This is a genomic window from Limihaloglobus sulfuriphilus (genome assembly GCF_001999965.1).
Lineage (GTDB): Bacteria > Planctomycetota > Phycisphaerae > Sedimentisphaerales > Sedimentisphaeraceae > Limihaloglobus > Limihaloglobus sulfuriphilus.
Window position 1 is genome coordinate 1,299,891 of record NZ_CP019646.1, and the last position, 14,214, is coordinate 1,314,104.

Consider the following 14,214-nt stretch of genomic DNA (forward strand, 5'->3'; position numbering starts at 1 on the left):
CTCTTTATTAGAGGTACATATGTCTGTTCAGCAAAGAAAGTTTGCCCAGTTTCAAGGCAATCCGATTACTATGTATATTCTGTCAAACAAGAACGGAATGAAAGCCGAAATTATTGATTACGGGGCAATTCTCGTCTCGCTCTATGTGCCGGACAGAGGCGGAAATATCGCCGACGTAACCCTGGGTTTTGACGAGCTTGAAAGCTACGCAGAACGCAGCCCGTACTTCGGTGCCACTGTCGGCAGAGTCGCAAACAGGATTGACAGCGGCAGCTTCACACTCGACGGTGTTGAATATCAGCTTGCCAAGAACGAGAACGGCCGCCACCACCTCCACGGCGGCAATAAGGGCTTTAACAATGTAATCTGGAGAGCCCAGCCTCTCGAAGAAGATGACTTCTCTGCCGTAACGCTCAACTATATGAGCCCCGATGGAGAAGAAAACTATCCCGGAAACCTCAACGTTACTGTAACATACACGCTCACCGACGAAAATGAGCTTAAGATTGATTTCGATGCTGTTGCAGACAAGGCTACCCCTGTAAACCTGACACACCACAGCTACTTCAATCTGGCTGCGGAGCACTCAGCCGACATACTCGGCCATGAGATGGAAATATTTGCAGACAGCTATACACCTGTAAACGATGATCTTATACCAACCGGCAAGATTGCCCCCGTCGCAGGAACCGCACTGGATTTTACCCACCCCCATGCAATTGGTGAACGAATCGGCCAGACACAGGCCGGCTATGACCACAACTACATTCTCGGCAATGACGAACAAACATATATCCTCGCCGCCAGAACATACGAGCCGAAAAGCGGCCGCGTAATGGAAACCTACACCAATCAGCCGGCGATTCAGTTTTACTCGGGTAATTTTCTTGACGGCATAAAAGGCAAAAGCGGCAAAACATACAGTTCGCACAGCGCATTCTGCCTGGAGCCGCAGATACACCCCAACGCGGTGAATACGCCGGGATTTCCTGATGCCATACTTCGCCCGGGCCAGAGATACAGGCACAATATGGCGTATGTATTCTCGGTTAGATGAAACCGCCGGACTTATGTGATATTGGCTTATTTAATCCCTTTCAGGTAATCCTGCCTGGATTGCTTACTGCCCTTATTCCTCAATCTTTTTCCCGACTTCGGCGGTTTTGTGTAGATTCTAACAAAAATTGCGACTTATGACATTCAGAGTGCGGTTTTTCTTTGGGAAAGGCTTATAGTGCTTAGTGTTGCTTTCTGATTCTCAAGATAGTCGGATATGTTATAATTCAGGCATGTTTATACGAGTAAAGACATCAAAGAACAGCCCGAAGCGGTCAGTTCAGATCGCGAAGAGCTGCCGTAACGAGAAGAATCAGCCTCGCCAGCGGTCAATCGGGCTGAGAGGACTTGAACCTCCGACCTCTTGACCCCCAGTCAAGCGCGCTAGCCAAACTGCGCCACAGCCCGTTTAAGGTTTGGTATTCTAAGCAAAAACGGACTGAATACAAACCTTTTTTGCTAAAATATGAGAAATAAATCTGATTAAATCCCCAAACGCAGAACGGTTATTTGTCAAACGGCATTTTTACACCGCCGCCCTGAACCTTTTCCACGGAACTCTTACGGCCCGGATCACTAATATAGCCGGGCACACTCATTCCGCGGCGGCCCGGTGTTGCGAATTTGCAGGCCATGCCAACGGTTAAAATTTCCGGATTACCGCTGACAACGCGGCATAAAGTATGGTCATACATTACGTTGACTGCCTGGAGAACTACTTTTTCCAAAGTTTCCCCGCCAAATGCAGTAAATGTCATTTCAGGCTGGATCAGCTTGCCGCCGACATCGATAACAACTTTGCCGCCATCCACACTCTCGATACGTATTGGATCGGCGTATTCGAGAACACGGCGGACAATATCAGCCGCGGCTGCTTCCATTACAATATCTGAAACCTCCTCAGAGGGTATTTCATCAGCATAAACTTCGCCGGTAACCTCGCGGGAAAGTTTTCGTATGTCCGAGTCATCCATACGCATCCTGTAGGTATCCGCCATGGCCACCTTGCGTGTGTCGGCGTCAAAAAGCCGGTAGTCCATCATAAGCCTTGCCTCACGGCTGGAAATTCTTCGGCCGATAGCAGGATTGTTTTTGGTAATTTCGCTGTTAAGATAATTTGTGACCGTGCCGGAGAAGACATAATCAGCCCCAAGTGCCTGTGCCAGTCTTGCCCTTTCCTGGTCCGGCACCATATCTGATGCCAAAAGATTACGCTCGGCCAGATAATCGTTTGTGTACTGTCTGTCAAGAACGTCAAACCTGCCGGACTGCACCATAAGAACAGATAGCCTTCGGCTAAGCGATTCACTGAAACTGCCTGAAAGATTCAGCCCCTCACCCACATGTACCGGCAAAACCGCAACACGGATCAGCTTGGAGGTGTCTTCGGGGTATTTGTACACGCCGGCTTTTATCTCAACCCTGTAATTGCCGCCCTCTACTTTGCTCTCGCTGATTACATCGAATGTCTTAACCATACCTTCGAACTCCTGCATAACCGTGGTTCCTTCGGTTTTCAGGCTCAAATCATCAACGCTGATTCTTCGTTCATCGTAGGTGTAGAGGCTACTCCTCTGTCCCGTCTGCATGTCAAGCAGATATCTGGCCGTATCAACAGAAACTCCGTTAACCTTTTGCACGGCTTCTTTTAGAGCTTTTTCGATTGCCAGCTCGCGTGTTTTGCCTTCGCCGATGGCTTCGGTCTCTACGATTTCTACACGGCCCGCCAGGACAATACCTGATACAAGAATAAAAGCAGTAAGAACTGAAAGTTTCATTTTAACCTCCGGGGTTAATTACCAGGACACACTCTTCCTGTCGCCTCTTTTTCCTAAGACGACCTCATTTTGCCAGAATCTCAAACCGCTTGAGATATCTGTCAAAAGTATCTGGAAGTAGTATTCTACCTGGGTTTCATTTTTATCGATTTTCACATCTTTTTGTATTATCTTACCAGAAAGACTCAACTCGGGAGCAATCAGCTGGCCCTTTCCGGCGATGGTTTCAGTGTCAAATTCCTCATTATCACGCAGCTCTCTGGTCTGATAGACCATGTCATCTTTGGCGCCGCTGCCGCCCAGAGCTGAAGTCAGAACAACCTTGCCGGTGTTCATAAGCTCTTCTTCGACCTTGGCCATTAGCTGGTCAGTGTCTATCCGCTGCATGGTGTCGTTTACCACTCTGCCGGTAGCGACAACATATCTTCCGCCTTCAGGCTTATTAAGAACTCCGGAAGAAACCATAGATTCGATCAGCTCCGCTGATGCGCGGTCAAAATCACGGTAGTCAAGTCCCATCACAGGACGGCCCTCATCATTAGATGTATCAATATTTGTTGTCTTAGTGGTACAGCCGCTCAACGCGATAAGTCCAACAGCAATGGCTAAAAGTATGCTTCTCATGAGATAATCTCCTTATGATCTCACATAAAATTATGTTGTATATATATTAATATTCTTTTTTAATGGATTTGTTCGGAAAAAACTGTAAACCCCGACTAAAACTCATCTCTGGTTACAAGGTTAAAATCAACAGCCTTTTCGCTTGGAGCAACTTCTTTTATGGTAAAGTTGTTTTTGGCTACGGCAGAACCGAGTTTCCACACACTGCTGCGTGTTGGTATTTCAAAACCTGATTCATCGAGCCAGACAAATTTGTACTGAAATTTTTTGGTTTTAAACGACTGGTTATAGCCCTTTACCTGTACCTCAAGCAAATCTTTGTCGTTAACACGCATGATGACTTCATTTACTTTGAGCCCCTCTCCTTTGAGGGCACTTATGACCTTTCGAAATGGGGTTAGTATAGGATTAGTGGCAGCGCCGGAGCTTCCTACATTCTCTCCCATGACAACACGCTCATCCACTTTGGACGTGCCGGGGGCACGTTTTTCCGCGCAACCGAACAGAAATATAACCGATGCACAAATTAAAACTATAAAACATTTAGATTTCATTACTTATCTCCTGAATTTAATTAAATTTAATAACATTATATACAGGCTCAGCGCCTGCAAAGGGTATTCTAACATAGACTATGGCATTTTTGCAATCACCAATATTGATTCTCATGCCTGAACCCGAAGGATTATTTATTGTAAGGATACCGTTTTGGGGAGCCTGGGTACGGGCAACCTGAATATTTTTGGGCAGCGAGCTCCATATCCGCACATCCGCAGTTGTTGTCGCGGCTGAATAAATAGCCATTATAGCAGCCAAAGTGCTGTCTTCACGATGCAAAGCATACTGAGCGGCCCCCTTAAAAGAGGCGGAAATCACCGCACGAGCCAGGATTATAGAAAAATCTTTCTCAAACTCTGTACTGACCACCCTGTCCATATTGACAACTGCTTTGGTCTGGGCTTCTTCACTGCCGTTGTTTATGGTCAAAGCATACGCAGAGCCAGGGCGTTTAACCAGCCTGGGCAGGGCAATTCCTGCATAATAAACCCTGCTGCCTTCGAATACAAATAAAGGCAGGTCAATACGGAATTCATCTTTGACAGGGCCGAGTCCATTCTCAAAAAACACCCAGACTTTGTTCTTTATCTCACCTTTTTGGTAAGCGGCTTCCGCGGCCTCGAAATCATCACATACATAAGGATTCCCCGGCACCATTCCGCAGGTTTCCTTAAGCAGAAACGAGCCCTTATCCAAATCACCGGAGAGAACAAAAAACAAACCTGCAAGGTATGTTGTAAAGGGGTTTACAAAATCAGGATACGGCTCAAAATTTCTAAGTGAGGGATAGACCCGATCAATAGAATCCTGAATATCATGGTTTTGCTCGTACTGCCTGTAATCAGGGTATTTTGACAGATCTTCGCGCAGCTGGTTAATCTCTTTGCTGAAATAGTCTTTTGCCCGATTCTGCCGCTCAAGGGCCCTGTTAAATTCTACCCTGGCAAGCTCAAAATCACCAAGCATCATAAAATTCAGGGCCTTGTAAGTGTTCAGCATTATTCGGTCGTAACGTGTTCCGCCATAAGGAATTGCAGTATCATTTATTAACGTGGAGCCCAGTGAGTTTAAAACAACATTCTCGTAGTCATAATAACCTATGAACTCTTCTGCCCTGTCAAACCACTCTATGCTGCCCTCGTAATCACCCAAAAGCATCTTAACCGAACCGGCATTTAAGGCCCATAAGACATCGTTTTTTGCCGGCGTTTCATTACCTTTAACCCACTTCTCGGCCTTTGAAAGGGCATCATCATAATTACCCGAGGTATATGAGCTATTAAATTTGTCAAGATTTGACCTGGTTGGATTGCAGCCGGACACCGCGGCAATGACTGCACAGACTGTCATTAGAATCAGTGCCGTTCGGAAAATCGAATAAATCTTCAGGTCTCTCGATGGTTTCCACATAGCTGTACTAATATTCCTTGCTAATCCCTAAAATCACCCCGCTTGGCATTCGTTTATATTTGCTTTACTCTAATCAGCAAACATGTCTTTTCAGTTTATATCTAAATGCCTGCCGTAATGTTCATTTATTATTTTTTTTGTTGTCACAGGATCATGTTTCATACGCACCCGCCAGATAATCTCTTCAATATTAACAACCTGTGTGGTTTTTGTATCAAGCCTGTCAACAAACCATTTAGCCGGTTCAAGCCCCACTTTTCCCCGTTTTATGAGCTTGTCATTTTCGTCCCTGGGAATATCCTCTGCCTTGTCATCGCTGCCCTGAATCTCCTGGAACTGTGACCATGCGTGCATTGCCAGAAGGCTGTAATCGGGCAGTGATGGGTCATCATTTTTCGCCGCCTGCTCGTTTACCAAACGTGCCATATGTGAAGGAGTACCGCCGTTTTTCCATCTTGCGTGTTCCCATGTTGAATGAGTAGCAGTTATTACGGGGATCTCAACACCGCTGCTGTTTTTAAACCAGAAAACCTCACCGTTACCGCCGTTATAGGGATAATACTGAATAGCAACCATACCAATTACGGAATCAAGTTCCTCTGCATAAACCTTATAAGCGTCAAAAGCGTCTTCGCTGTCACAATCCATTGTTATGAATCCAAATACCTTGGTACCGCTCTTCTTAAGCTGTTCGTTGATATCTTTTGCGTGTCTGCGGAGATAGCTCAAACGGTCATACCTTTTTTCGCCAAAGAGATCCGGATAGTAATAACCGGCGCCATACTCAATTACGGCGGCATTATCCGGCTGGGAGGCGGCTAAATAATCCGCCACTTCCGGGCAAGCCTGTACAAGATGGGAAACACAGGTTGTCCAGCTCATCGGAAAGTCCCCGTGATGCTGACTGGCCCAGTAGCTATCGTTAAAAAAGAAATTGCCGGTAAGCCACTGCAGATTGTCACCGTCACTCATCAGCATAGCCACGGGGTACCTCTGGTCGTTCCAGTCTATTCCGGCGGGATTGAGGGTTTTGACTTTAGCCGGTTCGTATTCTGCGCTTCCGGCAGAGAGCAGCGGAAGATTATAGGCCCAGTTCGAAGCGGTTTGAAAATTACCGTAACCTGTGACTAAACCGGTCTGTTTCGCCTCATCGCCGCAGTTCCAGCCAAAAATCGGGGCGGGAGACTTGAGAAGTTTGCACAACCTCTCGGTTGACTCCTCCACACCATAAGCACAAGCGAATCCATTCGCAATTGACAGTGCCCGATTGTTTGCAACCTTTGGATCGACTGTCAGCAAAGCGTTACGGTTGATAACGTTACGGTATTTGGCGTAACACCAGTTCATATCTTTGCCGCGAACGTCCATAATCATCTTAAGCCCCATTTTGTCTGCCCGCTGCTTCTGTCCATCAGATATCATTACGGCATTTGTAAGGCCGGCGACAGTAGCCGCGACATTTGCCGAACGGTCTATATTTTCCCGCTCTGTATATGCCCCGCCCTCTGAAAAGTCATAAGAATATAAGATATAACCTTTTACAATGCCGGCGTCCATATATCGCCGAAGTATATCCCAAACCTCAAATGTGCCGCGTTCTTCAAATTCAAGCCGTTCCAACAGGTTTTTGTACCAGTATTTATAATCTTTTCTCTCTGTGTCTATCCAGACCATCTCATCGAAAGAGCCTTCATTTACAGCCTTAGCCGCCAGGCCCGAGAGTGACTGGGCAAGCATATGCGTGGGACTAAAGGCGCCCGCGGCAGTCTTGCCAGAGGGACTTTTTACTTCTTCGAACTCATCGGGATTAACAGTTTTTATAACCCCTTTGGGAACTTTTTGAACGGGAAACCAGCCGCCATCTAACATTTTACTGTTGACTGCATTCACTTCAGCGGCTTTACAGCCGGCTGAAAATACCGCCGCAATTATAGTTAAAATTGTAAAATATCGTAAAGGCATTGCGGTAAACTGCTTCATTTTTTTAATCTCTGGAATTGATAACATTTTATGTATTCTGAATTGCTTAAAGTTTTGCCCCGCATGACCCGCGTACAATCAATTCAGGGCTTATAAGTACCGTTCTGGCAGGCATACCGGGATTTTCAATACGGCTTATCATTGTCCGCACAGTTTCAGAGCCGATAATATCCGGCGGCTGACGCATTGTTGTCAACGGCACAGGGAGACTCTCAACAAACGGCTCATCATCAAACGAAACCACCCTTAGATCCTCGGGTACGTTTACTCCAAAAACTTTCGCATATTTAATGATTGTCGCTGCCATTCGGTCATTGGAACAGACTATCGCCTCGGTGTCAAGGCTTTTGAGCAGGTCGCGAACCGTCTCCATTTCAATAGGCTCATCCTGTACAAGAAACGGCAGAATAGAGAAATGGTGTATCCTGCTTTCCTGCGGCGTTATCCCGTATGACAAGAGAGCTTCTTTGTAGCCTGCGATTCTGCCTGAAACACTTGATACATCAATATGGCCGGCGACAAAATCTATTTTTCTGCAGCCAAGCGAGAGCAGGTGTTCGGCAGCAACAAAACCGGCAGTTTCGTTGTCAATTGAAACGAGATCAAACTCACTTCTCTTCGGTTTGTCGTAAATATCTCTATCCATGAGCGTTACAGCAATATCGTATTTTTTTAACGTATGTGCGATCTCTACATTTATATGGCGGTTTTCAGGTGAGACTTCAAGGGGCATGAAAAATACGCCTTTTACCTGGAGGTCAACAAGCTGGCGGCATATATCAAGCGCATGAGTTGTCACTTCACTCTCATCGCCGTAAGGAAGGTCGTTCATCAACAATATGTAGTTCTCTTTGTTGGCGCTGCGGGCCATCTTTGAGATAACCATGCTGTATAGAGTAACATATTTGCTGTAATCCTCGGGAGTGAGATTCAGCCGCGATACAAGCAGGCCAAGTTTGCGCCCCCGGGCGGAATTTGTCTGACGGACATAAGTTCCCGAACCGGGGCGTCTGTCGATCATCCCCTTTTTCTCAAGCATCCGCAGTGCTTTGCTCACTGTAGGCCGGGACACCCCGAACATATCGGAAAGCTCATGCTCAGTTGGCAGCTTACCCCTTACAGGATATTTCCCCGACACAATCCCCTGAAAAATGTGTTCATATACGTTAGCGTGTTTTCCGCTTTTACCTCTTGCCGGCATTTTGAACCTCTGCTTTAGAAAATGTTTACATTAAAATGCTTTTGACAACGAATGATTTTGCATATAATAAAACAACGGCCGCTATATGTCAAACTTAATTTTACATTTAGCCCTCAAATGTAAGAAAACAACCTTTGTTTGCTCTGAATATTTTTTGCAGCATGCCCCCCCCTGTTTAAACGTCAACATTAAAGGTAAATAATGCCATTACGCCATAAAACCTTTATATCCCGCCCAAAAATTCATTTTCTGGCTAATTATTTATAAAATCAGCTTGACTTGATATTTAATGGTTGTAAACTTTCGGGTCTATACATAGTTTGCCGGCGTAGGCAGACACACAGTAAATATTCTAAAGCGAAAAACAGGAGAGTATTTCGTGAATAAAGAACTTGCCCGTGACTTGATCAATTCGGGCGTACATTTTGGACACAGGGCCAGCCGCTGGAACCCGAAAATGGCACCATACATTTTCGCCAAACGCGGAATGGTCCACATTGTAGATGTGAAGCAAACTATAAAGGGGCTGCTGATTTCTAAAAAGCTCCTTGCCCAGGTAGTTGCTTCGGGAAAAGACGTGGTATTTGTCGGCACTAAACGCCAGGCACAAAAAGCGGTAAAACGTGTTGCTCTTGAATCCGGGATGCACTACGCCAATAACCGCTGGCTCGGCGGCACGCTTACCAACTTCAGGACAATCCGTTCAAGAGTTAAGCGTATGGAAGAGCTCGAAGCAATGGAAGCAGACGGTTCAATCGCCGCTGAAAGTAAAAAACGCGCTTCGACTCTCAAACGTGAACTGACAAAGATCAAGGTAAACCTGGATGGCGTTCGCAAAATGAACCGAATCCCTGGTGCCATGGTAGTTGTTGATACAAAGAACGAGAAGAACGCTCTTGCAGAAGCTAAAAAGCTCGGCGTATTTACAATCGGAATAATCGACACAGACAGCGATCCGGATGCAGTCAATGTGGCAATTCCCGGCAACGATGATTCTGTGAAGGCTATCGAGATAATAATGACTGAATTAGGCGAGGCCATTGCCGAGGGCAAAACTCTCGCACGTATTCAGGCAACAGCATCAGACAGCCCGATAAAAGGACGCAGTAAAAGACGTGCTATGGGCAGTGCAAAAGATTCAACAGAAGACGAAACACCCCTTGATGCGGACGATTCTGCTGGAGACCAGGGCGAAAAGAGCGTTTCTGAATCAACAGTTCAGGCAGACAATAAGGAAAAAGAGCCTGCTGCTGCCCCTGCTGAAAGCGAAAATGCTGCTCAGGCTGCTAAGACAGAAGAAACAGCTTCAGTGCAAACAGAACAGACAGAAGCCGCACCTCAAAACCAGGCAGCTCCCGCTGAAACTGAGACTGAACCCGAGAAAAAAGAGCAGGCATAAGAGCCTTTTCTTTTACTTTAATATGTTGAGAGCCCAGGAATATGACTGGGCTGAACCAAAGAGAATAATCCAATAATTTGGAGATATAAAATGGCTGATATAACTGCCGCAACAGTTATGAAACTTCGCAAGATGACCGGCCAGGGTATGATGGACTGCAAAAAAGCACTCCAGGAAACCAATGGCGATTTAGATGAGGCGATGACCCTTCTTCGCAAAAAAGGTCTTGCCACAATGGAAAAACGCTCAGGCCGTGACACCGGTGAAGGCCGTGTAGTTACAAGGACGGATGCAAACACAACAATCCTGGCTTCACTTTGCTGCGAAACAGATTTCGTTGCAAAAAATGATGACTTTATAGCGCTTTCAGAAAAGATGCTGGACTATGTCGCGGCTTGTGACTGCGAAAACGGCCAGAAACTTGAAGACGTTGAATTAAACGGCGAGAAATTCTCTGAGCTCATCACAGTTCTTGTAAGCAAGACCGGCGAAAAAACCGAAGTCGGCGACTGCGCAAAATTCACGGTTGGGGATAACTCTTACGTCGGCACATACATCCACTTTAACAACAAAGTAGCCGGTATGGTAGAGATCGAATGCGATTCTGCCGACACCGCAAACAGTACCGAAATAAAGGAAATCGCCAACGGCGTCTGTATGCATATCACAGCGGCAAAGCCGGAAGCCCTTAATAAAGAGGATTTCGACAAAGAAGAACTTGCCAAGGAAGAGGCTATCGCCCGTGATCAGGTAAAAGACAAACCAGCCAATATCATAGACAAGATTGTTGAAGGTAAAATCAACAAGATGCTCTCTGAGAGGTGCCTGGTTAACCAGAAATATGTTGTCAACGAAGACATGACAGTTGAAGAAGCTGTAAACGCCGCCGCGAAAGCCGCCGGTGGGACAGCCTCTATCAAGAGATTTGCAAGGATCGAAATCGCTTAGGCTCTACTTGTATTTTAGATTTTCAAAAGGCACCGGCTTTTATATACAGTCGGTGCCTTTTTTTCTGGTTCCATCCTCCCCTCTGTAGCCGAGATTATATCATTTCTCCGTAAAGAGCTCGAATGTCGCGGAGTTCATAGATTGCAGTCTGCCATCTCCTGAATAATCTCGATGCACATCAGTATTGCCTGGTTCGCCGTTGCCTGTCTTCTCTGGAAGTCTGAGGTAAACCAAAAGAATATACATTTCACTTATAAACAAATAAAAACCAGTTTAGACTTGAGTTTTCAGGTGAATTCCTTTAGACTCTATCCAAGAGACACCTATTGTAATCCAGTTTAATTGCCTGATAAAAGGGTTTGAAGTGACATGAAAATCTCAGGACGACAGAAAATCAGTAAGATACGCTTATTTGTATTCTTGTTTCTCCTTATTTGCACCATAGCCCTAATTCATCCAGCTCTGAAAAGCGGCAGACAATTACGTTATATTCTGGATCAGGAAGAAAATGGTCGGTATACGCAGATAATACGTAAAGCGGGAGAGGAGTTAGGTGATCCCGAAGCTGCGGATATGTACATTTATCTTAATAACAAGAATGCATTTTATCCTGAAAATAACGGCATAGTCTCTGCAGCAAATCTTGCCGAGAAATACCCGCAAAACGAATTTTTCCAATTTGAATTAGTAGAACTGTGTTTGTCTGGCAAACCAGAAGTACTGGACAACAAAGCTTTGTTAGAATTGTCTCATCGGTTAGAAACTTTATGCCCTGAAAATGCCTTTTATCGTTTTGTACGAGCCGGTGTTCTATTGACAATTGACCGGTACAGGAATTATGATGCTGCTATGGAGATATTTTCGGAAATTGAAAAGCAACCGGTTTATTATTATCCTTACAGCAAATACAAAGAACGGTTAACCGATGTTGCTGAAGCAATCTACAGACTTTACGGTGTTGTATCGCAGGAAATCGCACCGAGAGCCCCCACTTACAATTCGGATATTACATTCCTATCAGATTTAAAGTATGTTGTTCCTGAGAAGGTTTACTCACTCATTGACGAGGGACGAAATGAATACGCAATGAACTCTGCTGATATCCTCTCAAAAATAGGAACGTTAATTGTTAAGGATTCTGAAACATTAATTGGACGTATGACCGGATTTACAATGCAAAGTTTGGCATGTGAGTTGAAACTGGCGATACCTGAAATATCACCCAAAGAAAGTAATGCTGCCAGACACGAACTATATGATGTTTATGTTAATTCACAGAAAACCAGAGAGTTCAGCGATAAGTCAAGCGTCGATCCGCTGACATTTTACATTCCGTTTATTTTTCTAAGTGTTTTGGCGATAATCATCTCTCCGCTAATAGCATCTATGATATTATTTGCTGTTGGTTTTCTTATTTGTTTACGAAGGCAGAAATCTGCTGAAGTAGATTTTTCAACCTATGATAAAATAGTGAGTGTTTTTGCATATTTGTATTTCTATGCTATTTATCTTTTTGTTTTTTGTGCCGTATTCATAGATTGTTTTGAAATAGAAATGCATTTTAGTGTATTATGCTGGTTAATAATAGCGATATTATTACTAATCTGGTTGATTGGCAGTTTAATGAACAGGTTTAAGCCGTACAGGCTGAAAAATCTAAAAGATAAGATTCTGATAAAATTATTGATCTCACTGGGTATTTCACTGCTGCTCTGTATAGCTGCATGGATAAAAAATATCAGCCTGCAAGAACGTATTTACATTTTCAGTATTACAGCTGTTATCCTTTGGCTTCTTATCGTTCTTGGATGGGCAATTGTAAGGTTGATCTTTCGTCCATGGTTGTTCCATAACAGATTTTTTCAGGTTACATCTGTAACTGTTGTTACTGTTGCCATAGCAGTTTTATGTGTGCATCAGACTGTAAATAAGATTGTGTTTATGCTGACGTTTTTTATTTTAAACCTTGCAATAAATTTAATTATTACTTGCCGTGGTAATTTGTTTAATAAATTCAGAGATCAACTCTCGAAAAAGGAAGCACTGTTTACTACACTGCATAAGATTAAGTATGCACAGAAAAACTATATGCTAACGTTTTGGGGAATTGGTTTAGTCTTATTTGTCTTGTTTCTGTATCATTTTGACTTTAGCAATATCGAGATGAAATTTGACGTACCGGAACTGGCAAATGTCAGCAAGACTCAATATACAGAGATGGTTAAAAAGGTGAAGAACAAAAAATTTCACAAGAATTACAATTTCACCTTTGCGATGCTGAGTCCTTCAGACTTCGCTGAAATGTTGCGTTCAGATAATTTTCCCGGCCTCAAAATGAACAATAAGGTACTAGGCGATCTAATTCGTGGCCGATATTTAGGCTTTTATGACATTATAGTGAAAGCATTGGAAGAACCTCAGGATGTTGAAATTCTAATAGCCAGGGCTGAGACAGGTGATAGAACGGTTCTGGAAGATCTAATGAAATTAGAACGAGAAGCCTGGAATGAATTAATACTTCACAATACCAACTATAATTCTGGTATGTATCTTTCTAATTATTTAGATATAATCGCAGCATTGTCATATATATCAGATCCGAATACAGTTTTAGATAAATATCTCGAAGTACTTGAGAAAATAGATCTATACTATCGCTCAGATAAGTGGTTTATGGATCCCTCAAGGAAGTTTCTGCAAAGCATTATGCCGCTTGAAAAAACGGCCGGATCAAAAGTTCTTACAACCTATCTTAATAAAACCGAGTATAGTGACTTCAAAACAGGCAACGACGCCGAGAAAACTATAGACACCTTGGAAAAGTTTGCAACACCAGTTATAGCCAAAAAAATCCTGACGATCGTTATGTCTGTGCAGCAGGAAACAAAACCAAATGATATAAATTTTATCGGTAATTTTTCAGATGAGTTCATTAATCATATGAACAGCCCCCATCCAATAACCATAAAACTACTAAAAGCAATTACGCCGCATTTTGACGGCAGCTGTATTGGACTGCTTAAGCAGGCACTTGAATCACCGGATGGTGAAGTAAGGGCATTTATGGTAAAACAGCTTAATCGGCTCGGGTATGACTGGCAGCAGTCTGAAATTGAGCATTTAACAAATGACCCTGCCTGGCAAGTACGGCTTAACTCCTTATATATAACAATTGTGGATGAGCAGACTTTAGCTAATGACGAAAATGCCCTGATACGCTTATTCGTTAAACACATGGATCAGGATACTGAATCCTGATC

10 protein-coding genes and 1 tRNA gene are annotated in these 14,214 nt (G+C 44.1%); 4 read left to right on the forward strand and 7 right to left on the reverse strand.

What is annotated here, in order from left to right; translation table 11 throughout:
• Nucleotides 1–19: 19 nt before the first annotated feature.
• Nucleotides 20–1,057, forward strand: coding sequence for an aldose epimerase family protein (locus tag SMSP2_RS04950; RefSeq protein ID WP_146682896.1), 1,038 nt, complete (start codon nt 20–22; stop codon nt 1,055–1,057).
• 332 nt (nt 1,058–1,389) lie between these two features.
• On the opposite strand, the gene SMSP2_RS04955 is transcribed toward SMSP2_RS04950, so the two are convergent.
• From SMSP2_RS04955 to SMSP2_RS04985, 7 genes are all read right to left on the reverse strand, one after another.
• A tRNA-Pro gene (locus SMSP2_RS04955) sits at nt 1,390–1,464 on the reverse strand.
• 98 nt (nt 1,465–1,562) lie between these two features.
• Nucleotides 1,563–2,834 (reverse strand): CsgG/HfaB family protein, encoded by a 1,272-nt coding sequence (locus SMSP2_RS04960; RefSeq protein WP_146682897.1) that lies wholly within the window; start codon nt 2,832–2,834, stop codon nt 1,563–1,565.
• An 18-nt stretch (nt 2,835–2,852) separates the two neighbouring features.
• Nucleotides 2,853–3,458, reverse strand: a complete 606-nt coding sequence (gene lpoB / locus SMSP2_RS04965; RefSeq protein ID WP_146682898.1) for a penicillin-binding protein activator LpoB — start codon at nt 3,456–3,458, stop codon at nt 2,853–2,855.
• Nucleotides 3,459–3,553: 95 nt separating this feature from the next.
• Complete coding sequence (locus tag SMSP2_RS04970) at nt 3,554–4,012, reverse strand: YcfL family putative periplasmic lipoprotein (protein WP_146682899.1); 459 nt, start codon at nt 4,010–4,012, stop codon at nt 3,554–3,556.
• A gap of 16 nt (nt 4,013–4,028) precedes the next feature.
• Complete coding sequence (locus SMSP2_RS04975) at nt 4,029–5,426, reverse strand: COG3014 family protein (RefSeq protein ID WP_146682900.1); 1,398 nt, start codon at nt 5,424–5,426, stop codon at nt 4,029–4,031.
• 90 nt (nt 5,427–5,516) lie between these two features.
• Complete coding sequence (locus tag SMSP2_RS04980) at nt 5,517–7,388, reverse strand: GxGYxYP domain-containing protein (RefSeq protein WP_186804876.1); 1,872 nt, start codon at nt 7,386–7,388, stop codon at nt 5,517–5,519.
• Nucleotides 7,389–7,452: 64 nt separating this feature from the next.
• Nucleotides 7,453–8,607 (reverse strand): GntR family transcriptional regulator, encoded by a 1,155-nt coding sequence (locus tag SMSP2_RS04985; RefSeq protein WP_146682902.1) that lies wholly within the window; start codon nt 8,605–8,607, stop codon nt 7,453–7,455.
• Nucleotides 8,608–8,986: 379 nt separating this feature from the next.
• Here SMSP2_RS04985 and rpsB point away from each other — a divergent pair, with 379 nt between their 5' ends.
• The 3 genes from rpsB (at nt 8,987) to SMSP2_RS05000 (ending at nt 14,212) form a co-directional block, all read left to right on the forward strand.
• Nucleotides 8,987–10,006 (forward strand): 30S ribosomal protein S2, encoded by a 1,020-nt coding sequence (gene rpsB / locus SMSP2_RS04990; RefSeq protein ID WP_186804877.1) that lies wholly within the window; start codon nt 8,987–8,989, stop codon nt 10,004–10,006.
• A gap of 90 nt (nt 10,007–10,096) precedes the next feature.
• Entirely contained in the window at nt 10,097–10,954 is an 858-nt protein-coding gene (gene tsf, locus SMSP2_RS04995; protein ID WP_146682904.1) for a translation elongation factor Ts, read from the forward strand.
• 369 nt (nt 10,955–11,323) lie between these two features.
• Nucleotides 11,324–14,212, forward strand: a complete 2,889-nt coding sequence (locus SMSP2_RS05000; RefSeq protein WP_146682905.1) for a hypothetical protein — start codon at nt 11,324–11,326, stop codon at nt 14,210–14,212.
• Nucleotides 14,213–14,214: the final 2 nt, after the last annotated feature.

Bases quoted from the DNA above. Each gene is read 5' to 3' on its own strand.
- SMSP2_RS04950 (WP_146682896.1), top strand. From the start codon at position 20: ATGTCTGTTCAGCAAAGAAAGTTTGCCCAGTTTCAAGGCAATCCGATT.
- SMSP2_RS04960 (WP_146682897.1), bottom strand. From the start codon at position 2,834: ATGAAACTTTCAGTTCTTACTGCTTTTATTCTTGTATCAGGTATTGTC.
- lpoB (WP_146682898.1), bottom strand. From the start codon at position 3,458: ATGAGAAGCATACTTTTAGCCATTGCTGTTGGACTTATCGCGTTGAGC.
- SMSP2_RS04970 (WP_146682899.1), bottom strand. From the start codon at position 4,012: ATGAAATCTAAATGTTTTATAGTTTTAATTTGTGCATCGGTTATATTT.
- SMSP2_RS04975 (WP_146682900.1), bottom strand. From the start codon at position 5,426: ATGTGGAAACCATCGAGAGACCTGAAGATTTATTCGATTTTCCGAACG.
- SMSP2_RS04980 (WP_186804876.1), bottom strand. From the start codon at position 7,388: ATGCCTTTACGATATTTTACAATTTTAACTATAATTGCGGCGGTATTT.
- SMSP2_RS04985 (WP_146682902.1), bottom strand. From the start codon at position 8,607: ATGCCGGCAAGAGGTAAAAGCGGAAAACACGCTAACGTATATGAACAC.
- tsf (WP_146682904.1), top strand. From the start codon at position 10,097: ATGGCTGATATAACTGCCGCAACAGTTATGAAACTTCGCAAGATGACC.
- SMSP2_RS05000 (WP_146682905.1), top strand. From the start codon at position 11,324: ATGAAAATCTCAGGACGACAGAAAATCAGTAAGATACGCTTATTTGTA.